Origin of the sequence: Pseudomonas sp. SC3(2021) (genome assembly GCF_019856535.1) — a bacterium.
GTDB classification, from domain to species: domain Bacteria; phylum Pseudomonadota; class Gammaproteobacteria; order Pseudomonadales; family Pseudomonadaceae; genus Aquipseudomonas; species Aquipseudomonas monsensis.
In genome coordinates this window covers 3,959,600-3,981,110 of the sequence record NZ_CP082236.1, presented here as the reverse complement: position 1 = coordinate 3,981,110, position 21,511 = coordinate 3,959,600, and the positions used below count along the sequence as shown (strand labels likewise).

Annotated in this window: 18 protein-coding genes; 13 read left to right on the top strand and 5 right to left on the bottom strand. The window is 61.8% G+C overall.

Going from position 1 to position 21,511, the window contains the following annotated elements; genetic code table 11:
* Positions 1–445: 445 nt before the first annotated feature.
* The 11 genes from K5Y35_RS17800 (at position 446) to K5Y35_RS17750 (ending at position 13,169) form a co-directional block, all read left to right on the top strand.
* Entirely contained in the window at positions 446–1,264 is an 819-nt protein-coding gene (locus tag K5Y35_RS17800) for an energy transducer TonB (protein WP_222832503.1), read from the top strand.
* 51 nt (positions 1,265–1,315) lie between these two features.
* Positions 1,316–2,023: a MotA/TolQ/ExbB proton channel family protein gene (locus K5Y35_RS17795; protein ID WP_123462257.1), complete on the top strand. Its 708-nt coding sequence runs from the start codon at positions 1,316–1,318 to the stop codon at positions 2,021–2,023.
* Entirely contained in the window at positions 2,023–2,424 is a 402-nt protein-coding gene (locus K5Y35_RS17790) for an ExbD/TolR family protein (RefSeq protein ID WP_093433931.1), read from the top strand. Before K5Y35_RS17795 ends, K5Y35_RS17790 begins: the two co-directional genes overlap by 1 nt.
* Before the next feature lie 207 nt (positions 2,425–2,631).
* Positions 2,632–5,343: a TonB-dependent receptor gene (locus K5Y35_RS17785; RefSeq protein ID WP_222832502.1), complete on the top strand. Its 2,712-nt coding sequence runs from the start codon at positions 2,632–2,634 to the stop codon at positions 5,341–5,343.
* A 149-nt stretch (positions 5,344–5,492) separates the two neighbouring features.
* Positions 5,493–7,358 (top strand): extracellular solute-binding protein, encoded by a 1,866-nt coding sequence (locus K5Y35_RS17780; RefSeq protein WP_222832501.1) that lies wholly within the window; start codon positions 5,493–5,495, stop codon positions 7,356–7,358.
* A gap of 1 nt (position 7,359) precedes the next feature.
* Positions 7,360–8,424: a microcin C ABC transporter permease YejB gene (locus tag K5Y35_RS17775; RefSeq protein ID WP_123462253.1), complete on the top strand. Its 1,065-nt coding sequence runs from the start codon at positions 7,360–7,362 to the stop codon at positions 8,422–8,424.
* Positions 8,424–9,446: an ABC transporter permease gene (locus K5Y35_RS17770; protein ID WP_222832500.1), complete on the top strand. Its 1,023-nt coding sequence runs from the start codon at positions 8,424–8,426 to the stop codon at positions 9,444–9,446. The genes K5Y35_RS17775 and K5Y35_RS17770 overlap by 1 nt, the downstream gene beginning before the upstream one ends.
* A 1-nt stretch (position 9,447) precedes the next feature.
* Complete coding sequence (locus K5Y35_RS17765) at positions 9,448–11,133, top strand: ABC transporter ATP-binding protein (RefSeq protein WP_222832499.1); 1,686 nt, start codon at positions 9,448–9,450, stop codon at positions 11,131–11,133.
* A gap of 116 nt (positions 11,134–11,249) precedes the next feature.
* Positions 11,250–11,771, top strand: a complete 522-nt coding sequence (locus tag K5Y35_RS17760) for a DUF3455 domain-containing protein (RefSeq protein ID WP_128616392.1) — start codon at positions 11,250–11,252, stop codon at positions 11,769–11,771.
* Positions 11,772–11,937: 166 nt separating this feature from the next.
* On the top strand, positions 11,938–12,471 hold the full coding sequence (locus tag K5Y35_RS17755; RefSeq protein WP_123462244.1) for a sigma-70 family RNA polymerase sigma factor: 534 nt from the start codon (positions 11,938–11,940) through the stop codon (positions 12,469–12,471).
* Positions 12,468–13,169, top strand: coding sequence for an anti-sigma factor domain-containing protein (locus tag K5Y35_RS17750; protein ID WP_222832498.1), 702 nt, complete (start codon positions 12,468–12,470; stop codon positions 13,167–13,169). The genes K5Y35_RS17755 and K5Y35_RS17750 overlap by 4 nt, the downstream gene beginning before the upstream one ends.
* A gap of 7 nt (positions 13,170–13,176) precedes the next feature.
* On the opposite strand, the gene K5Y35_RS17745 is transcribed toward K5Y35_RS17750, so the two are convergent.
* Positions 13,177–14,268, bottom strand: coding sequence for a DUF1615 domain-containing protein (locus K5Y35_RS17745; protein WP_128616394.1), 1,092 nt, complete (start codon positions 14,266–14,268; stop codon positions 13,177–13,179).
* Positions 14,269–14,485: 217 nt separating this feature from the next.
* On the opposite strand from K5Y35_RS17745, the gene K5Y35_RS17740 reads away from it, so the two are divergent.
* Positions 14,486–16,021, top strand: coding sequence for an FAD-dependent oxidoreductase (locus tag K5Y35_RS17740; RefSeq protein WP_222832497.1), 1,536 nt, complete (start codon positions 14,486–14,488; stop codon positions 16,019–16,021).
* Positions 16,022–16,149: 128 nt separating this feature from the next.
* Here K5Y35_RS17740 and hemB read toward each other — a convergent pair whose 3' ends face one another.
* Positions 16,150–17,124 carry a porphobilinogen synthase gene (gene hemB / locus K5Y35_RS17735; RefSeq protein WP_222832496.1) on the bottom strand — a complete coding sequence of 325 codons (975 nt, stop codon included), beginning with the start codon at positions 17,122–17,124 and terminating at the stop codon, positions 16,150–16,152.
* A gap of 246 nt (positions 17,125–17,370) precedes the next feature.
* Complete coding sequence (locus K5Y35_RS17730) at positions 17,371–18,069, bottom strand: glutathione binding-like protein (protein WP_123462235.1); 699 nt, start codon at positions 18,067–18,069, stop codon at positions 17,371–17,373.
* Between the two features lie 295 nt (positions 18,070–18,364).
* Here K5Y35_RS17730 and K5Y35_RS17725 point away from each other — a divergent pair, with 295 nt between their 5' ends.
* Positions 18,365–19,039, top strand: a complete 675-nt coding sequence (locus K5Y35_RS17725; RefSeq protein ID WP_123462233.1) for a histidine phosphatase family protein — start codon at positions 18,365–18,367, stop codon at positions 19,037–19,039.
* 131 nt (positions 19,040–19,170) lie between these two features.
* Here K5Y35_RS17725 and mnmH read toward each other — a convergent pair whose 3' ends face one another.
* A complete protein-coding gene (mnmH, locus tag K5Y35_RS17720; protein WP_186748139.1) occupies positions 19,171–20,277 on the bottom strand; it encodes a tRNA 2-selenouridine(34) synthase MnmH in 1,107 nt (368 codons plus the stop codon).
* Positions 20,277–21,311: a selenide, water dikinase SelD gene (gene selD / locus K5Y35_RS17715; RefSeq protein WP_123462230.1), complete on the bottom strand. Its 1,035-nt coding sequence runs from the start codon at positions 21,309–21,311 to the stop codon at positions 20,277–20,279. Before selD ends, mnmH begins: the two co-directional genes overlap by 1 nt.
* Positions 21,312–21,511: the final 200 nt, after the last annotated feature.

Genomic DNA, 21,511 nt, shown 5'->3' with positions numbered 1-21,511 from the left:
TCTATCTCGCTAATCGGCCTGATACTGCGCGCGGTCTGACTCGCCTGTAAAAAAGCCCCGGCATTCGGGGCCGTGGACAACTCTGCACTAAAGAAAAACGGGACAACCGATAAAACTTATATAAATGCGACATGGGTAACAGTGGTGAAATAACCGCTCTACATTTCAGCAATATTTGGCACAGCGGTTGCAAAACGAACTTCGAACGCAACATCTGCAGGAGCTGCCGAAGGCTCGGCAGGCCCTAGATAAAACAACACCAGGGAACGGCTAATGAACATAAAAAGTCGATGACACTAAGCCAGTAAGCCTGCACAAGCCTATTAATAGATAGTTCAACTATCGGCCTGCGCGCACCTAGAAGAAAGTTACACCCACCCACTCGAACATCACCCATATGTTCGGACGGCACCTTATTGCCCTTCATCAACCCGAGGGAGCTTTAATGAACGATGCGGTAAAGCACAAAACCCTGCCGGGGCCATTACGGGAAGCGCCACTCCCGCCGGCGTTGGGCGGGCCGGCCTTTAAAGCCAACACCTCGCAGCCCGGCGGGTTGAATAAACAGCAGATGCTGTTGCTGGTGGCGGTATCGGCGCTGATACACGGCGGCGCCTGGTGGTTTCTCCAGCAGACCCGGCCCGAGCCACTGCCGACCCCGCCGCAGATTCCGGAAATGACTGTCGAGCTGACCAGCCCGACTCCACCGGCACCGCCCACCCCGGAACCACCACCGCCTCCTCCACCACCGCCGGAACCTGAACAACCGGTGGAGGACGAAGACGCGGTCAAGCCACCGCCGAAACCGGTGGAGAAACCCAAGCCGATCGAAAAACCGAAACCGGTCGAGAAGCCGAAACCGCTGAAAAAGGCCGAGCCGCCGAAAGCGCCCCCCGCCCCGGCTCAACCGGCCGCTCCCGCAGCACCGGCGACCCCGAACGCGCCACCAGCACCTGCCGCCGCGCCCGCGCCGGTGAAAGAGTCCGCGGCGATTTCCGGCCTCGCCAGCCTCGGCAACCCGCCGCCGGAATACCCGTCGCTGGCGCTGCGGCGCAATTGGGAAGGCAGCGTGGTGTTGCGCATTCAGGTACTGGCCAACGGACGCGCCGGCTCGGTGACGGTGACCAAGTCCAGCGGCAAGCCGCAACTGGATGACGCGGCCGTCGCGGCGGTGAAGAACTGGAAGTTTATTCCGGCCAAACGCGGTGACACGCCGATCGACGGCTTCGCCACCCAGACCATTGATTTCAAATTGCCGCAATAACGGCACAACCCGACGAACTCACAACCGACTTAATGCAAGCGAGGTGTAGCCATGAACCCTTCTCTGTCTTCGATGATTGTCCCCGGTGTGCTCTGGGGGCTGGTGCTGTTTTCCGTGGTCAGCTGGGCGATCCTGCTGGTCAAGTCGGCGCAATACCTGCGCCAGAAAGCCCAGAACAAACAGTTCAGCAAAGCCTTCTGGGGCGCGCCGGACCTGCTCACCGCCGCCGAGCACGCCAGCCAGTACCCGGGCTCGCTGGCGCGCATCGCCAGCAGCGGTTTCGAAGCCCTGCTGGTGGAGGATTCGCCGCGCACCACCCAGCAATTGGCGCACACCATCAATCGCTCGGATCGCCTGGAACGCAACCTGCGCCAGCAGATCCAGAAGGAGCGCCGCTCGCTGGAAAACGGTCAGGCGATCCTCGCCAGTATCGGCAGCACCGCGCCGTTCATTGGGTTGTTCGGCACCGTGTGGGGCATCATGGAAGCCCTGCAAAGCATCGGCGAAACCGGTTCGGCCAGCCTTGAAGCGGTCGCCGGCCCGATCGGTCACGCACTGATCGCCACCGGCGTCGGCATCGCCGTCGCGGTGCCGGCGGTGCTGATTTACAACTTCTTCCTGCGTCGCCTCAAGCTCGCCTCGGCGGACATGGACGACTTCGCCCACGACTTCGACGCCCTCGCCTCGCGCAGCGCGTTTTCCATCAGCCGCCAGGCCATCGCCAGCAAAACCACAGCCGCCGTGCGGGAGGCCAGCTGATGTCCTTTTCCACTCAAGACAGCGATGAAGTGCTCAGCGAAATGAACGTCACGCCGCTGGTGGACGTGATGCTCGTGCTGCTGGTGGTGTTCATCGTCACCGCACCGCTGATGACCAACGCGATCAAAGTCAATTTGCCGAAAACCGACGCCGTCGCCCCCGCCGAAAAGAAGGATCCGGTGGTGGTCAGCGTCGATCAGGACGGCAAGTTCTATCTGGCCAAGACTGAACTGGCGCCGGAATCGCTGGAGGCCAGCCTCAAGGAGGTCAAGGCCAAGGACAGCGAAGTCCGCGTGCAGCTGCAGGCCGACTCCGCCGTCAATTACGGCCAGGTGGCCAAGGCCATGGCGTCCATCGAACGCTCGGGCATTACCAAAATATCGGTGATGACCACCCACTGAGTGCGGTGTCGGGCGCGCGTTAAAAAACGCGCCCGACACCGCGGACCGCCTCCCGTCGCAATCAGCCGACCGAAAAACGCAAAGCGTCTTCGGAGGGGATCGGCTTGCTTGAAGAAAGTGGTTTTCCGCACGCGGTATCACCGAAAGCGGAGCAATGAGGGGCTCACAAGGCCAATTCGATAACGTCTAACAAAGTCGGAAACAACCATGCTGATGAACACTCCACGCTTCACGCTCAAACCTTTGGTGGCAACGATTTCTCGTCACCGTTTTGTTCCGTTGTATCTGGTGGCCATGGGGATGGGCGCCGGCACCGTGCAAGCCGCCGAGGACGACAATGCTGCCGTACCGGCTGCGGCGACGGTGGCTGCGCCGACCACGCAACTGCAACGGGTGGAAGTGACCGGTTCGGCGATTCGCCGGGTCGATGCCGAGACGGCGGTGCCGATCACCATTCTCAAGGCCGATGAACTGCGCAAACAAGGCGTGACCACCTCCGCCGAACTGGTGCAGCGCATCACCGGCAGCCAGTCGATCAACAACAGCGCCGGCTCGGTCGGCGCGGCCACCGGCGGCGCGTCGTTTGCCGACATGCGCGGCATTGGCGCGAACAAGACGCTGGTGCTGCTCAACGGTCGACGCCTGGCTAACAACGCCTTGTCCGGCACCAACTCGGCCGGTGGCGCGGTGGATCTGAACATGATCCCGTTTGCCGCCATCGAACGCGTGGAAGTCCTGCGCGACGGCGCGTCAGCCCTGTACGGCACCGACGCCATCGGCGGCGTGATCAACTTTATCACCAAGAAATCCATGACCGACGGCCAGTTGACCCTCGGCGGCGAAACCCCGACCCACAGCGGCGGTGGCGCTACCAAAGACATGAGCGCCAGTTGGGGTTACGGCGATCTGGAGCAGGACCGCTTCAACGTGCTCGGCGTGTTCAACTACAACAAGCAGCAGAACCTCGACGCCAACGACCGCTCCTTTGCCCGCGACTACGTGCCCGGCCGCGGCCTGGACCAGACCTCCGGCACTGCATTCCCCGGCAACTACAGCCAGAACGGCAACGCCACCAACCCACTGGCCAACAGCAATTGCAACGGCCCCAACCTGGTGGCCCGCGACGGTTTGTGCCGCTTCAGCACCCGCGAATACATCGACCTGATTCCGCAAACCGAAAAGACTTCGTTCTTCGGCAAGACCACCGGCAAGCTGGCGGACGACCACAACGTCAACCTCGAATACTTCTGGTCGCGCAACAACAACGCCACGGCGGTCGGCCCGGCTCCGCTCACCGGCCTGAGCCTGGACGCCTCATCGCCCTACTACCCAGGCAACGGCATCACCCCGGCGCCCACCGGTTTCGCCCTCGACCCGACGCAACCGGTGGACGTCAACTGGCGCGAAACCGCCGCTGGCCCCCGCGAATCGAAAGACCAGAACACCAGCCAGCGCTTCTTGCTCAGCTTCGACGGTCTGGTCGGCGGCTGGGATTACAACGTCGGCGCCTCGTACAACCAGAACAAAATCGTCTCCAGCGTCACCAGCGGTTATGTCAGCGACCAGGCGATGATCAATGGTCTGGCCAGCGGCCTGCTCAACCCGTTCGGCCCGCAATCCGCTGCCGGCCAGCAGTACATCGACGCGGCGGCGTACCACGGCGCCTACACCACGGCTGTCGGCCGCGTGGCCGGGTTCGACGGCCGGATCAGCCGCGAAATCGGTGACTGGTTCGGCGCCGGTCCTTCCGGCCTGGCGCTGGGTGGCGAGTACCGCAAAGAGAAATTCCACCAGGACTTCGAGCAGTTTGCCGGCGATATCCAGAGCCTCGGCATCGACCCGAACGGCAGCGTCGAAGGCGACCGCAGCGTGAAAGCCGCGTACGCCGAAATCAACGTGCCGGTGCTCGATAGCCTCGAACTGTCCGCCGCTGTGCGTCACGACAAATACAGCGACTTCGGCAGCACCACCAACCCGAAATACTCGTTCCGTTACCAGCCGTTGAAAGAGCTGGTGGTACGTGGTGCCTACAGCGAAGGTTTCCGTGCGCCGTCGCTGTACGAGCTCTATTCACCGCGCAGCATCACCTTCACCCAGGGCTACTACAACGACCCGGTGCTGTGTACCGGCGGCGTAGTGCAACCGGGCGGCAACGGCGGGCGCGATTGCGGTCAGCAGTTCCTCAACCAGATCGGCGGCAATGAGGATCTGGCGCCGGAGAAAGCCCGCAACGTCACCCTGGGCTTCGTTTATCAACCGGTGAACAACCTGTCGGTGGGCCTGGATTTCTGGTGGATTCACATTTCCAACCAGATCCAGCCGTTCCCGGAATCCACCGTGTTTGATCAGGCCGGTGCCTATCAGGACCGCTTCGTGCGCAATGCCGACGGCACGCTCAACTACATCGTCACTGGCAACGCCAACCTCGGCATCGTCGAAACCAACGGGGTCGACGTGTCGCTGGACTATCGCTTCCCGAATACGCCGTACGGCCAGTTCGGCCTGGGCCTGCAAGGCACCTATGTTGACGAGTACGACTTCCAGAGCACCATCAAAGGCCCGTTCACCGACAAGGTCGGCGACTTCCAGGGTGACGGCGTGATTGCCCGCTGGAAACACAACCTCACCGGCAGCTGGACCTTCGGCGCGGCGCGGGCGTCGCTGACCAACCGCTTCACCACCGGCTACAACGACTACGACCGTGAAACCCATGCACGCGTGGCGTCGTATTCGGTGTGGGACCTGTCGGCCGGCTACACCTTCGACAAGGTGCTGGACGTCGATGCCGGGATGAAAAACGTGTTCGACCGCAACCCGCCGTTCTCCAACCAGGCCTACAACTTCCAGAGCGGCTATGACCCGCGCTACACCGACCCGCTGGGCCGTACCTTGTTTGCGCGCATGACGTATCACTTCTGACCGGAAATACCACAACCCCAGTGTGGGAGCGAGCTTGTTCGCGAAGGCGTCGTATCAGTCAACACATCCTTCGCTGACATACCGCATTCGCGAGCAAGCTCGCTCCCACAGGGATTCGGGCTTCTTCAGGGATTTTCAGGAGTGACTTCATGAGTTTTTTGCGCAACATGGCTGGCCTGCTGCTCGGCAGTGCGCTGCTATGCACCGGCACTTCGGCGCTGGCCGGCGGCAGTTATGCGCTGACGGTGTACGGCGAAGCGCCGAAGTATCCGGCGAACTTCGAGCATTTCGATTTCGTCGATCCCAAGGCGCCCAAGGGCGGTTCGCTGAGCCGGGCGTCGATGGAAATCGGTCAATACAACTACATCACCCCGTATGCCGATCAGGGCATTTCCGTGGTGCAGGTCAACGACTGGGTGTATGCGCCGCTGGCGTTCCGTTCGCTGGACGAGCCCTACACCGTTTACGGACTGGTCGCGCAACAAATGGAACGCGATCCCGAGGGACTCTGGGTACGCTTCACCCTCAATCCAAAGGCACGCTTCGCCGACGGCACGCCGATCACCGCCGAGGACGTGCGCTACACCTTCAACCTGCTGATGACCAAGGGCAGCCTCAGCTATCGCCAGCAATACGCCGACGTGCAGGACGTGCTGATCGAAGGCCCGCGGCAGGTGCGCTTCACTTTCAAGAACAATCTCAACCGCACGTTGGCACTGGACCTGGCGACGATGCGCGTGCTGCCCGAACACTGGTGGCAAACCCGCGACTTTGCCAATGGCGGCGGTTTCGAGCCGCCGCTGGGCAGCGGCCCGTACCGCGTGAGCAAGGTCGATGCCGGGCGCAGCATCAGTTTCGAACGCGATCCGGACTGGTGGGGCAAAGACCTGCCGGTCAGTCGCGGCATGTACAACTTCGACACCCTGACGGTGAATTTTTACGGCGACACTGACGTCGCCCGTCAGTTGTTGCAGGCCGGCGCCTTCGACTACAACCGCGAATTTTCCTCGTCCGGTTATGTGGTCGGCTATGACAGCCCGGCATTGCGTGACGGTCGCTTGCAGCAGTCGATCCTTGCCCCGGACAAACCGACGGCGGCGCAGGGCTTCGTGTTCAACCTGCAAAACCCGATTTTCCAGGATCGTCGCGTGCGTCAGGCCATCAGCCTGCTGTGGGATTTCGAGTGGACTAACAAGCAGATGATGCGCGGCTTCTACGTGCGCCAGAACAGCTTCTGGCCAAAGAGTGAAATGGCCGCCACCGCGCTACCTGATGCCAACGAGTTGAAGATCCTCGAACCGCTGCGCGGGCAGATCCCCGACGAGGTCTTCACCGAGGTCTATCAGGCACCGAAAACCGATGGCAGCGGCTACATCCGCGACAAGCAACTGCAAGCGTTGAAATTGCTCGCCGAGGCCGGCTGGACACCGCAACACAATCGGCTGGTCAACGCTGCCGGCGAGCCTTTGGAATTCACGTTTCTCGACGGTCAGGGCGGCTTCGACCGCATGCTGCTGCCGTTCAAGCGCAGCCTCGCGCAGATCGGCATCACCCTGAATTTGCGCCGGATCGACTCGGCGCAATACATCAACCGCCTCAACGCCCGGGACTACGACATGATCGTCGCCGCTTTCCCGCGCAGCGGCGATCCGATCGTCTCTCCCGGCCGTGAGTTGTACAACCTGTACGCCTCGCAAAGTGCCACACAGGTCGGCAGTTCCAACTCAATGGTGCTGGCCAACCCGGCGGTCGATCGACTGATCGACGGGCTGGTCCAGGCCAACACTCGCGAAGCCATGGTGCATTACGCCCGCGCCCTCGACCGGGTGCTGCAATGGGGTTACTACATGATTCCCAACTACTACTCCAAAGGCACGCCGACGGTGTATCAGAACCGTTTCGGCATGCCGTCTGTGCAACCGGCATACGACGAAGGCCTCAACACCTGGTGGGAGGTCTCGGCCAAGCCGTTGACCACGCAACAGATGCACACCCGGCTCGCGGGGGGTCAGTGACATGCTGCGTTATCTGAGTAGGCGTTTGCTGCTGATCATCCCCACGCTGCTGTGCATTCTGGTGGTCAATTTCCTCATTGTGCAGGCCGCACCGGGTGGCCCGGTGGAACAAGCCATTGCGCGCCTGCAAGGCTTCGGCGGACACAGCATGGGCGGCGGTGGCGAAGTGGCCGCGACGGGCGGTGCCGGGCGCAGCAGCCGTGGCCTCGACCCGGCGCTGATCGAAGAAATCAAACACCACTACGGCTTCGACAAACCGATGCACGAACGCCTGTGGCTGATGCTGAAAAACTACGCGCAGCTGGATCTGGGCAGCAGTTTCTTTCGTGGCGCCAAGGTCACCGACCTGATCGCGCAGAAATTACCGGTGTCGCTGTCGCTGGGCTTGTGGGCAACCTTGATCACCTACCTGATTTCAATCCCGCTGGGCATTCGCAAAGCAATCACCAACGGCAGCGCCTTCGATGTCTGGAGCAGCACGGCGATCATCATCGGCTACGCGATGCCGGCGTTTCTGTTCGCGATTCTGTTGATCGTGGTGTTTGCCGGTGGCAGTTACGTCAACTGGTTTCCGGTGCAGGGCCTGGTCTCGGACAACTTCGACAGCCTCAGCCCCCTCGGCAAAGTCGGCGATTACCTCTGGCATCTGGTATTGCCGGTGACGGCGCTGGTGATCGGCGGCTTCGCCACGCTGACCATCCTGACCAAAAACAGCTTCCTCAACGAAATCAGCCGCCAGTACGTGATCACTGCGCGGGCCAAGGGTCTGACCGAGCGCCGCGTGCTTTACGGCCATGTGTTTCGCAACGCGATGCTGCTGGTGGTGGCCGGTGTGCCGTCGGCGTTGATCGAGGTGTTTTTCGCCGGCTCCTTGCTGATCGAAACCATTTTCAACCTCGATGGCCTCGGGCGCATGAGCTACGAAGCGGCGGTGTCGCGTGATTATCCGGTGGTGTTCGGCGCGCTGTTTCTGTTCACCCTGTTCGGCCTGCTGATCAAGCTGATCGGCGACCTCTGCTACACCCTGCTCGACCCGCGCATCGACTTCTCGGCGAGGACTGCCTGATGTTCACACTTTCCCCTCTGGGCCAACGCCGCATTGCGCAATTCAAGGCCAACCGGCGTGGACGCTGGTCGCTGTGGCTGTTTATCGGCCTGTGCCTGGTCTGCCTCGGCGGTGAGCTGATTGCCAATGACAAACCCTTGGTGATCCGCTATCACGACGCCTTCTATTTCCCGATTCTCAGCGATTACCTGGAAACCGATTTCGGCGGCGAACTGCCGTTCCAGCCGGATTACGCCAGCGTCTACGTACACCGGCTGATCGAGGATCAGGGCGGCTGGATGCTGTTCCCGCCGATTCCGTTCAGCTACGACACGGTCAACTACGACCTCGACGAGCCGGCACCGAGCCCACCCTCGGCGAGCAACTGGCTGGGCACCGACGATCAGGCACGGGACGTCCTGGCGCGGGTGATTTTCGGCACACGGATTTCGATTCTGTTTGCACTGATCCTCACCGGCATCAGTGCGTTGGTCGGCATCGTCGCCGGGGCATTGCAGGGTTATTACGGCGGTTGGGTCGACTTGCTCGGGCAGCGGCTATTGGAGATATGGTCGGGGCTACCGGTGCTGTATCTGTTGATCATCCTGTCCGGTTTCGTCTCGCCGAGTTTCTGGTGGTTGCTGGGGATCATGGCGCTGTTTTCCTGGCTGGCACTGGTGGATGTAGTACGGGCCGAATTCCTTCGCGGACGCAATCTGGAATACGTCAAAGCCGCACGGGCCTTGGGCCTGACTGACACCGCACTGATGTGCCGGCACATTCTGCCCAACGCGATGACCTCCACCCTCACCTACCTGCCGTTCATTCTCACCGGTGCCATCGCCACCCTGACCGCACTGGATTTTCTCGGCTTCGGCATGCCGGCGGGCAGCGCATCGCTGGGCGAACTGATCGGCCAGGCCAAGCGCAATCTGCAAGCGCCATGGCTGGGGCTGACGGCGTTTTTCGCGCTGGCGCTGATTCTTTCGTTGCTGGTGTTTATCGGTGAGGCCTGCCGTGACGCATTCGATCCCCGGAGCTGACATGAACGACAACCTGATTGAAATCCGCGACCTGCGCGTCGCCTTCGCCGGGCAGCAAGTGGTGCATGGTGTGAACCTCGATATTCGCCGTGGCGAATGCCTGGCACTGGTCGGCGAATCCGGCTCGGGCAAGTCGGTAACGGCGCATTCGATCCTGCGCTTGTTGCCGGGCAAGAATGTCAGCAGCAGCGGCTCGATCCGCTACCACGGCATGGACTTGTTGCAGGCCAGCGAGCAGCAGATGCGCGGTTTGCGCGGCAACCGGATCGCGATGATTTTCCAGGAGCCGATGACTTCGCTGAACCCGCTGCACACCGTGGAAAAGCAGGTCAGCGAAGTGTTGGAAATTCACAAAGGCCTCAAGGGCCGCGCCGCTCGCGCACGAACGCTGGAGCTGCTGGAGCTGGTCGGTATTCGCCAGCCCCTGCAGCGCTTGAAAGCCTATCCGCATCAGCTCTCCGGCGGTCAGCGGCAACGGGTGATGATCGCCATGGCGCTGGCCAACGAGCCGCAGTTGTTGATCGCCGATGAACCGACCACGGCGCTCGACGTGACCGTGCAGCAGAAGATTCTCGAATTGCTGATCGAGCTGCAGCAGCGCCTCGGCATGTCGCTGTTGCTGATCAGCCACGACCTCAATCTGGTGCGGCGCATCGCTCAACGGGTGTGCGTGATGCGCCATGGCGAGATCGTCGAACAGGCCGATTGCGCAGCGCTGTTTCGGGCGCCGCAGCATCCTTACAGCCGTTTGTTGATCGAGGCTGAACCCAGCGGTGCGCCGGTGCCGAGTGAGTACGATCACAACTTGCTTGAGGTCGACGATCTGAAGGTCTGGTTCCCGTTGCCCAAAGGGTTGTTCAGTCGCCAGCAGGATTACATCAAAGCCGTGGATGGCGTGAGTTTCACCCTGCAACGCGGCAAGACCCTGGGCATTGTCGGTGAGTCGGGTTCGGGCAAGTCGACGTTGGGTCAGGCGATCCTGCGCCTGGTGGAATCGGAGGGCAGTATCCGTTTCGGCAACAAACAGCTGAGCCTGCTCAATCAACGCTTGATGCGACCGTTGCGGCGGCAGATTCAAGTGGTGTTCCAGGATCCGTTCGGCAGCCTCAGCCCTCGGATGTCGGTGCAGCAGATCATTGCCGAAGGCCTGCTGACCCACGGTATCGGCACTGCGGCCGAGCGCGAAGCGGCGGTGATTCGCGTGCTCGAGGAGGTCGGCCTCGACCCGCAAAGCCGCCATCGTTACCCCCACGAGTTTTCCGGTGGCCAGCGCCAGCGCATTTCCATCGCGCGCGCCTTGGTGCTTGAGCCGGCGCTGATTCTGCTCGATGAACCGACCTCGGCGCTGGATCGCACGGTGCAGAAGCAGGTGGTGGAGTTATTGCGGCTATTGCAGATCAGGCATGGTCTGACCTATCTGTTCATCAGCCATGACCTGGCAGTGGTGCACGCACTGGCCCATGACTTGATCGTGATCAAGGACGGCAAGGTGGTCGAGCAAGGATCGTCGCGGGAGATCTTCGCCGCGCCGCAACATCCTTACACCCAGGAGTTGCTGAACGCCTCCGGCCTCAAACCCAATAAGGAACCCTGTGGGAGCTGGCTTGCCAGCGATTGCGGTGTATCAGAGAAAACGATGTTGGCTGACACGACGCCATCGGTGGCAAGCCAGCTCCCACAGGTATAGAGGTGATCCAGAAAAATATTTTTTCAGCCACTGCATCCAAACGTCTCCGCCACGGGTAGTCCCTGTAACAGCCACTGATGGCTGCCAGCGATCTACCCTTTTCGGAGAACACACTGATGAACACCACACAGCTGATTTGCTTCACCGGTTTGCTCGCAGCCTCCGCCGGCGCTTTCGCCCAAAGCGGCCTGCCGGACAGCATCAAAGTCCCGGATGGCCACAAAGTCGCAATGGAAACCACCGGTGTCGGCGAGATCACCTACGAATGCCGCGACAAACCCAATGCCGCCGGGCAGACCGAGTGGACCTTTGTCGGCCCCAAAGCGGTGCTCAATGATCGCAGCGGCAAGCAAGTCGGCACCTACTTCGGCCCACCCGCCACCTGGCAGGCCAAGGACGGTTCGAAAGTCACCGGTACGCAATTGGCCGTGGCGCCGTCGAGTCCGGGCAACCTGCCTTATCAACTGGTCAAGGCCAACCCGGCCGAGGGCAAAGGCGCGATGAGCGGCGTCAGCTACATCCAGCGGGTCGCGCTCAAGGGTGGCGTGGCACCGGGCAGTGAATGCACGGCGGCGAACAAGGGCAAGCAGGAAGTGGTGAAATATCAGGCGGATTACATCTTCTGGGCGGCGAACTGATTTCCTGACTCATCGCAAATCCCCTGTAGGAGTGAGCTTGCTCGCGACAGCGGAGTGTCAGCCAACACAGGCTTCACTGACGCACCGCTGTCGCGAGCAGGCTCACTCCTGCAAAAGGAAATGGAGTTGTGTGGATGTTTGCGGAATGTGAGCTAGATTGCACGACATGCCTTTAGCCGAATCCGTTTTCGATTACGAAGCCCGCCTCGCTGCCTGTGCCCGAGGCGAGCGCCTGGCCCTGCACGATTTGTATGTGCAGGAAGGCCCACGCCTGCTCGGTGTGGCCAAACGGCTGGTGCGCGACACGGCGCTGGCGGAGGACATTGTTCATGAGGCATTCATCAAGATCTGGAACGGCGCGGCGGGATTTGATCCGGCGCGTGGTTCGGCACGTGGCTGGATGTTCAGCGTGACCCGGCATCTGGCGCTGAATCTGTTACGTGATCAGGGCCGGGAAACGCCCTTTGACGAAGCTCACGAAGTGGCTGTGGATGAGGACGGTTTCGACGCCCACGCGCATTCGGCGCGCATCCACCGCTGTCTGGAACAACTGGAACCACAACGGCGCAGTTGCATCCTGCATGCCTACGTCGACGGCTACAGCCACGCGCAGATCGCCACCCGTCTCGACACGCCACTGGGCACCGTCAAAGCCTGGATCAAACGCAGCCTCAATGCGTTGCGGGAGTGCATGGGATGACGACTGAATCGGCGCAGCAACTTGATGAACTGGCCAGCGAATACGTGCTCGGCACCCTGTCAGCGCCGGAGCGCGAAGCGGTGCAACAGCGCTTGCGCAACGAGCCCGAACTGCAAGCCGCGGTGGATGCCTGGGAGCGGCGATTGCTGGACCTGACGGACCTGGCCGGAACGCATCCGCCCTCGCCGCACTTGTGGCCACGCATCGAACGCAGTGTCGAGCGACTCTCGCGCAAGGCACCTGAGCCGGCGCGTCCTTCGTGGTGGAATCTGCTGCCGTTGTGGCGGAGTCTGAGCGCCGCCGGGCTGGCCGCGACGCTGATCCTGGGGACGTTGTTGGTGACCCATACCGCGCCGAAACCAAGCTATCTGGTGGTACTGGTCGCCCCGCAGGACAAGGCGCCAGGCTGGGTGATCCAGGCGAACAATGCACGGGAGATCCAGTTGATTCCGCTGGGAGTGGTCGAAGTGCCGGCGGACAAGGCGCTGGAGTTCTGGACCAAAGCTGACGGCTGGCAAGGGCCGGTGTCGCTGGGACTGGTCAAACCGGGGCAGGCATTGAAGGTGCCGCTGGACAAACTGCCGCCGCTGCAACCGAACCAACTGTTCGAACTCACCCTCGAAGGCGCCAACGGCTCGCCGATCGGCAAACCGACCGGACCGATTCAGGCCATCGGCAGAGCCGTTAAAGTGCTTTGAGCACGCATCAACCGGCCTTGGCCATGCAGCGTTTGTAGCGCTCATCCACACGTTTGGCGAACCACGCGGTGGTCAGTTTGCGGGTGATTTTCGGGCTCTGCAGCACGATCCCCGGCAGCACGGCGCGCGGCAGGGTTTTGCCCTCGGCCTTGTCCGCCAGCTCAAACACCCGTTGATAGAGCTTCGTCTCCTCGAATTCCAGGGTCTTGCCTTTCTCCAGTTGATCGCGAATCGTCGGATTGCGCATGCCCAGCGACTTGCCGAGGGTGCGCACCGCCAGCTCGGTGCTGCCGGGCAGGATCGAGTCATAGCGGATCAGGTCGCCATCCAGCGCCAAGGGAATGCCCGAGGCACGGCTGACCGCGTTCTGGAACGCCGCATTACGGCTGGCGTACCACCCGGCATTGAAGTCGGCAAAGCGGTACAACGGCTCGCGGTAACTCACCGGATAGCCGAGCAAATGCGCGATGCCGAAGTACATGCCGCCACGGCGGGTGAACACTTCGTGGCGGATCGTGCCGCTGACCGGGTACGGGTAGTCCCTGGCATGCTGCTCGGCGAATTCGATGCTGACCTGCATCGGCCCGGCGGTGTGCACCGGGTTGAAGCCACCGAACAAGGTACGCCCCATCGGTACCATGCCGATGAAGTCGTCGAACACCGCACTCAAGTCTTTCTCGCTGCGCGCGGCGTTCAGGCGTTCGCTGTAGGTCTTGCCGGTGGGCGAACGCACCGCCAGCGCGGCGCTGACCAGCATCCCGGGGATGTGCGCCTTGCCGGCGCGGCGGTCGATCTCGTCACGGGCGATCTTGCCCAGGCCCGGTACCGTCGGGTCAACCTGAAAGGTCGATTCCTGCTCGGCCACTGCCAGCACCGAACACAGGTTTTGCGTGGTCGGACTGATGTTCTGCGCGGCGAACGCGGCATAAATATCGGTGGCCCAGCCTTGGCGGTCAGGCACTTTTGCCGGCATCAGCCGCACGATTTCGGCCTTCACTTCGGCGGGCGCACGCGGGGCAGGTTCACTGCTGCGCTGGCCCGCGCAACCGGCGAGCACCAGCAGTGCAGCGAGAGAGATCAGTAATCGAGGGCTGTACATAGTGCTCCTTGGCGTGCGTTGAGCCGGTTCACCATACGATCAAAGGTGTGGCGCAGGCTAGGACTGCCGCAACGAAACACTGTTCCCGTGAATATCGCGATCGTTGTAGCGAGGGCGCTGCAGCGCCACCGCTGCGGGGCCTTTTCCGTCTGGCTGACAAACTGGCCGCGCCGCCCTGCTGATCCATACTTGCTGCACAGCCGAAGGAGGACAGGCCATGAACCGCAGCGACGTACTGATCATCGGCGCCGGCCCGACCGGCCTGGTGCTTGCCCTGTGGCTGAGCAAACTCGGTGTGCGCGTGCGCATCCTCGACAAGACCTCCGCCCCCGGCACCACGTCCCGGGCGCTGGCGGTACAGGCGCGAACCCTGGAGTTGTATCGTCAGCTGGACCTGGCCGACACCGTGGTACGCAAGGGCCATCGGGTGGCGGCGGCGAACTTCTGGGTCAACGGCAAACCGGTCGCGCAATTGCCACTGAACCGTATTGGCGAAGGGCTGACACCCTACGCGTTCGTCGAAATCTTCCCCCAGGATGAACATGAACGGCTGCTGATCGAGCGCCTGGAAGATTACGGCGTCAGTGTCGAACGCAACACCACGCTGGAGAGCTTCGAGGAAACCAGCGACGGCCTCACCGCGCATTTGCGCTTGCCCGATGGCGAGCAGGAAATCTGTCAGGCCTGCTATCTGGCGGGCTGCGACGGCGCCCGTTCGGTGGTGCGCAAATCCCTCGACGCCGGTTTTCCTGGCGGCACGTATCAACAGATCTTCTACGTGGCAGACGTCAAGGCCAGCGGCCCGGCGATGAATGGCGAGCTGCACCTGGACCTGGATGAGGCGGACTTTCTCGCGGTGTTCCCGTTGGCTGGCGAAGGCCGCGCGCGGCTGATCGGCACGGTGCGCGACGAGCGTGCGGATCGCGCCGACACCCTGGCGTTTTCCGATGTCAGCAGCCGCGCCATCGAACACCTGAAAGTCCATATCGAGGACGTGCACTGGTTTTCCACCTACCGCGTGCATCACCGGGTGGCCGAACACTTTCGCAGCGCTCGCGCGTTCCTGCTCGGCGATGCCGCGCACGTGCACAGTCCGGCCGGTGGTCAGGGCATGAACACCGGCATCGGCGATGCGATCAATCTGGCGTGGAAACTCGCGGCGGTGCTCGGCGGCGGCGCCGAACCGGGCCTGCTCGACAGCTACGAAACCGAACGCATTGCCTTCGCCCGTCGACTGGTGTCGACCACCGACAAAGTGTTCAGCTTCGTCACCGCCGAGGGGCGCATGGCCGATCTGCTGCGCATGCGGGTGGCACCGTTTCTGATCCCGAAACTGGCGGCGTTCGAGGCCAGCCGCGAATTTCTCTTTCGCACTGTGTCGCAGGTCACCCTCAACTACCGCGGCATGCCGCTCAGCCAGGGCGTGGCCGGCCACGTGCACGGCGGCGATCGCCTGCCGTGGGCGCATGACGGTGAAGGCGATAATTACGAGCCGCTACGGCAGCCGTGCTGGCAGGTGCACGTGTACGGCGACACCAGCGACGAGATGATCGCCTGGTGCCACGCACACCATCTGCCGCTGCATGTGTTCGACTGGCGTCCGGCGTTTGAAACGGCGGGGTTGGGGCGTAACGGATTTTATCTGTTGCGCCCGGACACCTATGTGGCGATAGCGGACAACAGCGCCGATCCGAAGGTGATCGAACGCTATTTTCGCGATCACGGGATCCGGCCGTATTTCGCCTGCCCCTGACCCAAAAACACCCAAAAACCTGTGGGAGCTGGCTTGCCAGCGATGAGGCCGGCACAGTCAAAATCAACGTTGACTGAGCTACCGCAATCGCTGGCAAGCCAGCTCCCACAAGGGCACTTCGGTGTTTGTCAGATCCCGGCCAGCGCCAGATCCATCGCAAAGTAGGTGAAGATCAGATCCGCACCCGCTCGCTTGATGGCGCCGAGGCTTTCACGCACCACGCGGTCTTCGTCAATCGCCCCGGCCTGCGCGCCGAACTTGATCATCGCGTACTCGCCGCTGACCTGATACGCCGCCAGCGGCAGGTTCGAGGCCTGACGGATGTCGCGGATGATGTCCAGGTACGCACCGGCCGGTTTGACCATCAGTGCATCGGCGCCTTCCTGCTCGTCGAGCAGCGATTCGCGCAGGGCTTCGCGGCGGTTCATCGGGTTCATCTGGTAGCTTTTGCGATCGCCCTTCAGCGCGCTGCCACCGGCCTCGCGGAACGGGCCGTAGAGGGCCGAGGCGAATTTGGTCGAATAGGCCATGATCGGGATCTGTGTGAAGCCGGCCGCGTCGAGGGCCTGACGAATCGCCCGCACCTGACCGTCCATCGCCGCCGACGGCGCGATCACGTCAGCACCGGCGCGCGCGGCCGCCACCGCTTGTTTGCCGAGGTTGATCAAGGTCTGGTCGTTGTCCACTTCATGGTTGTGCAGCACGCCGCAGTGACCGTGATCGGTGTATTCGCAGAAGCAGGTGTCGGACATCACGATCATGTCCGGCACGGCGTCCTTGGCAATGCGCGACATGCGCGAGACCAGGCCGTCTTCGCGCCAGGTGTCGCTGCCGTTACTGTCCAGATGGTGCGACACGCCGAAGGTCATCACCGACTTGATCCCGGCACGGGCGTAGCGCTCGATCTCGCTGGCCAGTTTGCGCTCGGGAATGCGCATCACCCCCGGCATACTCTTGATCGGCACAAAATCGTCGATGTCTTCTTCGACGAAAATCGGCAGTACCAGATCGTTCAGGCTGAATTCGGTTTCCTGGAACAGACTGCGCAGGCTCGCATTGCGGCGCAGACGGCGGGGACGTGCTTCGGGGAACTGACTGGACATGGGGCCTTTCCTGAAATCGGAAGATGAGACGAAAGTCGTAGGGGGCGAAGCTTATGCCTTGCGGCGGGCGGGGTACAAACCTGGATCAATCAAGAGTGCATTACCGGGGGCGTAATAATCCGTCAGCTTCACCCTGAAACCCTGTGGGAGATGGCTTGCCAGCGATAGCGGCGGGTCAGTCAACATGGATATTGACTGTCCCAGCCTCATCGCTGGCAAGCCAGCTCCCACAGGGTCGTGTGTCGATTACGACGGAATGGTCAGGCCTCGAATCACCGCCGGCCGGGCCAGGAAGCGCTCGAGCACGCGGGTGACGTTCGGGAAGTTCTGGATGCCGACCAGATCCCCGGCCTCATAGAACCCGATCAAGTTGCGCACCCACGGGAACGTTGCGATGTCGGCAATGGTGTAGCGCTCGCCCATGATCCAGTCGCGGCCTTCCAGCCGACCGTCGAGCACCTTGAGCAGGCGTGTGCTTTCGTCGACGTAGCGATCCCGGGGACGCTTGTCCTCGTAGTCCTTGCCGGCGAATTTGTTGAAGAAACCGAGCTGGCCGAACATCGGGCCGATGCCACCCATCTGGAACATCAGCCACTGAATGGTTTCGTAACGCAGTGCGCCTTCCTGAGCCAGCAACTGGCCACTTTTGTCGGCCAGGTAAATCAGGATCGCCCCGGATTCAAACAACGGCAGCGGCTGGTCGCCGGGACCGTGAGGGTCGAGGATCGCCGGAATCTTGTTGTTCGGGTTCAACGACAGGAACTCGGCGGACAACTGGTCCTGGGTGTCAAAGCCGACGCGGTGCGGTTCGTACGGCAGGCCGATCTCTTCGAGCATGATCGAGACTTTGACGCCGTTGGGCGTTGGCAGGGAATAGAGCTGAATCCAGTCAGGGTACTGCGCGGGCCATTTCCGGGTGATCGGGAACGCGGACAGATCGGTCATGGGAAGCATCCAGTCACAATTTAAAGCCTGATCATAATGTAGGCGCGGCCACGGGCTGCGATGTTTTTGAGCGCGCGTTTGCAAAACAAAATCAAAAATTCGCCGCCGCCAGCCGATTCTGCACGAACCGTAACATCCCTCGTCTACGGTGCTTGAACCAAACCGGCCTCAGGGACTCTGAGCTATGCCATTCGCAAAGGAAGCACGACACGACAGGGAAAACACCCGGAGCTGGGAGCCCGCGGTGGAACGGTTTGTCAGCCTCAACCGACATTGCTGAAGAATCCTTTATCCAATGACGAACCTCATGAGATTCGCCAAACGCTTCAACCATCGCGCGTACATGGCCCTGCCCTCCCTGCTGGCGGTCAGTGCGTTGTTCCTGTCGCTGGAATCGAGCCAGATTCGCGCGCAACCGGTGGACGGCACCCAGACGCTGGTGTTTCTGCGCCACGCGGAGAAGCCCGATGGCGGGCTCGGCCAGCTTAATTGCCAGGGCCTGAACCGTGCGATCGAGCTGTCGACGCTGCTGCCGGAAAAGTTCGGCAAGGCCGATTACGTGTTCGCCGCCGACCCGACGCGCAATGTCGAGGAAGGCGAGCTGGACAACTCCTACAGCTACATCCGCCCGTTGATGACCATCAGCCCCGCCGCCATCAAACTCGGCCTGCCAGTGAACATCGAGTTTTCGGCCAACGACACCAGCGACCTGGCCCGCGAACTGCTGGAGGACAAGTACCACAATTCGACGATCTACACCGCGTGGTCCCACGGCTATCTGCCAGAGCTGATCAACAAGGTCGCCGGGAAAGCGCTGGGCGAGAAACAGAACATCACCGACGACTGGGCGGCCAACGATTTCGACTCGCTGTATGTGCTGACCCTGACCTGGCACAACGGCAAGGCCAGTCTGCAAAGCCACAGCTACAAGCAGGGGCTGGATCATGGCAAGCAAACCTGTCCGACCTGAATCTTGCTGATTCATGCGGGCCTCATCGCTGGCAAGCCGGCTCCCACAGGGTTCCAGGACGTACACAAATGACATGTACATCCGCGATACCTGTGGGAGCCGGCTTGCCAGCGATGCGGCCGGCAAAAACGCTATGAATCTTTCTGATTCAAGCGCTCGCGAAGATACTCAAGCACCGCCCCGCGCTCCCCGGCAAACTCGATCCGCCCGCCCTTCTTCTCGCGCTGAAATACATACATCGGGTCGTAATACTCACGCAGCAAGCCTTCGATCCAGCCGCGATGCAAATCCACCGCCCCGCTACGCCCCTGCTCGGCCAGCGCGTCTTCCATCAGCATCAACATCCGCCGATGCCGCTCGCCACCCAGGCGCTTCTGCACATTGTTCAGACTTTCGAGCAACCGCTCGGAAAACAGCAAAAAACCGTCCTCGCCATGCACCGTGGCAAACTCCGCGGACAGGTCCACCACGTAATCGCGCAGGATGCGCTCTACGCGATGTTCAAAACGGTCCTCGAGCCAGACCATCGGGTACTGCTGCATGCCCTGATACAGCGGCAGCGGCAAGGCGCAACTGCCGACCACCCGGCTCTCGTCCTCGAGCACGAACTGCTCGATCCCGGCGTCGCGTTTCTTGAGGATGTCGATGGCCAGACGGTTCTCGAAATCAATGTTCGACGGCTGCCCGGTGGCCCGTTTGCCAAAGCTTGAACCTCGATGGTTGGCGTGCCCCTCAAGGTCCAGACCATTGCGCAGTTGCACCAGCACTTCGGTCTTGCCGGTGCCGGTCATGCCGCCGAGCAAAACGAAATCACATTGGTCGATGGCCTGCTCCAGGGTGTCGATCAGGAAGGTGCGCATCGCCTTGTAGCCACCGCCGACACGCGGATAGTCGATGCCGGCCTCGTCGTGCAGCCACTGTTGGGTGATCTGCGAACGCAAACCGCCTCGAAAACAATAGATAAGACCATCGGGGTGGGCCCGGGCAAAATCGGCCCAGGCTTGAATACGCTCGGCCTTGACCGCACCGGACACCAGTTGATGGCCCAGTTCGATAGCAGCCTGCTGCCCATGCTGCTTGTAACAGGTGCCGATCTTCTGCCGCTCGATGTCATTCATCAGCGGCAGATTGATCACGCCGGGGAACGCGCCCTTGTGAAACTCGACTGGCGCGCGGGCGTCCATCAGCGGCCGGTCGTTGAGGAAAATGTCACGGTAGTCGGTGCAATCGCGGTGCATCAAATCACCTCGACTGCGTTCGTCTGTCGCTCAACCAGTTCGCCGATTGGCTCAAGGTTCAGGCCCAGTTCGGCGGCGACGGCGAGGAACTCGTTATTGCCCTCAGGCGTGACGGCAATCAACAGACCGCCGCTGGTTTGCGGGTCACACAACAGCCGTTTGTGCAGTTCCTGCACGCGGCCGACCTTGCTTGAATAGCTGTCGAAGTTGCGCAACGTACCGCCGGGTACGCAGCCCTGATCGAGGTAATACTCAACGCTGTCCAGACGCGGCACGCGGTCGTAGGCGATGCGTGCGGTAAGCTGGCTACCGTCGGCCATTTCCACCAGGTGGCCGAGCAGGCCGAAACCGGTGACATCGGTCATCGCCGTCACGCCGGCGAGTTTGCCGAAGCGGCTGCCGGGTTTGTTCAGCGTGCACATCCAGTCGCGGGCCACGCCAACATCGCCAGGACGCAACTTGCCCTTTTTCTCGGCGGTGGTAAGGATGCCGATGCCCAGGGGTTTGGTCAGGTACAGCAGGCAACCGGCGGTGGCGGTGTCGTTGCGTTTCATATGACGCTTTTCCACCAGACCGGTGACGGCGAGGCCGAAGATCGGCTCCGGCGCATCAATCGAATGCCCGCCCGCCAGTGGAATGCCCGCTGCGTCGCACACCGCACGGCCGCCACGAATCACTTCACGCGCCACTTCCGGGGCCAGCACATTGACCGGCCAGCCGAGGATCGCAATCGCCATCAACGGATCGCCGCCCATCGCGTAGATGTCGCTGATCGCATTGGTCGCCGCGATGCGGCCGAAATCGAACGGGTCGTCGACGATCGGCATAAAGAAATCCGTAGTCGACACCACACCGCGCTCGGCATCAATCTCGTACACGGCCGCATCATCGCGCGAGGCATTGCCCACCCACAGTTTCGGATCGAGGTTCTGCGCCCCGCTGCCGGCCAGAATCACCTCCAGCACCTGCGGGGAAATCTTGCAGCCGCAACCGGCGCCGTGGCTGTATTGGGTCAGACGAATCGGCTCGCTCATCAGGGGAGTCTCTGGCAATGGATGGGGCGGATTCTAGCAGAGCGCGGGCGGGCAGATTTTTGCGCTGGATGACAGGGCCTCTTCGCAAGTTCGCTCGCAACAGCTATCGAACGCTCCCCGCCGACTCAAGGCCGGCCCCAAACAACCTCGCCATTGTGCCCAGCAAAAAAAAACCGCCCTCGCGGGCGGCTGAAAGTGCT

What these genes read in the sequence shown, in the direction of transcription:
- K5Y35_RS17800 (WP_222832503.1), top strand. Translation starts at nt 446, where the DNA reads ATGAACGATGCGGTAAAGCACAAAACCCTGCCGGGGCCATTACGGGAA.
- K5Y35_RS17795 (WP_123462257.1), top strand. Translation starts at nt 1,316, where the DNA reads ATGAACCCTTCTCTGTCTTCGATGATTGTCCCCGGTGTGCTCTGGGGG.
- K5Y35_RS17790 (WP_093433931.1), top strand. Translation starts at nt 2,023, where the DNA reads ATGTCCTTTTCCACTCAAGACAGCGATGAAGTGCTCAGCGAAATGAAC.
- K5Y35_RS17785 (WP_222832502.1), top strand. Translation starts at nt 2,632, where the DNA reads ATGCTGATGAACACTCCACGCTTCACGCTCAAACCTTTGGTGGCAACG.
- K5Y35_RS17780 (WP_222832501.1), top strand. Translation starts at nt 5,493, where the DNA reads ATGAGTTTTTTGCGCAACATGGCTGGCCTGCTGCTCGGCAGTGCGCTG.
- K5Y35_RS17775 (WP_123462253.1), top strand. Translation starts at nt 7,360, where the DNA reads ATGCTGCGTTATCTGAGTAGGCGTTTGCTGCTGATCATCCCCACGCTG.
- K5Y35_RS17770 (WP_222832500.1), top strand. Translation starts at nt 8,424, where the DNA reads ATGTTCACACTTTCCCCTCTGGGCCAACGCCGCATTGCGCAATTCAAG.
- K5Y35_RS17765 (WP_222832499.1), top strand. Translation starts at nt 9,448, where the DNA reads ATGAACGACAACCTGATTGAAATCCGCGACCTGCGCGTCGCCTTCGCC.
- K5Y35_RS17760 (WP_128616392.1), top strand. Translation starts at nt 11,250, where the DNA reads ATGAACACCACACAGCTGATTTGCTTCACCGGTTTGCTCGCAGCCTCC.
- K5Y35_RS17755 (WP_123462244.1), top strand. Translation starts at nt 11,938, where the DNA reads ATGCCTTTAGCCGAATCCGTTTTCGATTACGAAGCCCGCCTCGCTGCC.
- K5Y35_RS17750 (WP_222832498.1), top strand. Translation starts at nt 12,468, where the DNA reads ATGACGACTGAATCGGCGCAGCAACTTGATGAACTGGCCAGCGAATAC.
- K5Y35_RS17745 (WP_128616394.1), bottom strand. Translation starts at nt 14,268, where the DNA reads ATGTACAGCCCTCGATTACTGATCTCTCTCGCTGCACTGCTGGTGCTC.
- K5Y35_RS17740 (WP_222832497.1), top strand. Translation starts at nt 14,486, where the DNA reads ATGAACCGCAGCGACGTACTGATCATCGGCGCCGGCCCGACCGGCCTG.
- hemB (WP_222832496.1), bottom strand. Translation starts at nt 17,124, where the DNA reads ATGTCCAGTCAGTTCCCCGAAGCACGTCCCCGCCGTCTGCGCCGCAAT.
- K5Y35_RS17730 (WP_123462235.1), bottom strand. Translation starts at nt 18,069, where the DNA reads ATGACCGATCTGTCCGCGTTCCCGATCACCCGGAAATGGCCCGCGCAG.
- K5Y35_RS17725 (WP_123462233.1), top strand. Translation starts at nt 18,365, where the DNA reads ATGACGAACCTCATGAGATTCGCCAAACGCTTCAACCATCGCGCGTAC.
- mnmH (WP_186748139.1), bottom strand. Translation starts at nt 20,277, where the DNA reads ATGCACCGCGATTGCACCGACTACCGTGACATTTTCCTCAACGACCGG.
- selD (WP_123462230.1), bottom strand. Translation starts at nt 21,311, where the DNA reads ATGAGCGAGCCGATTCGTCTGACCCAATACAGCCACGGCGCCGGTTGC.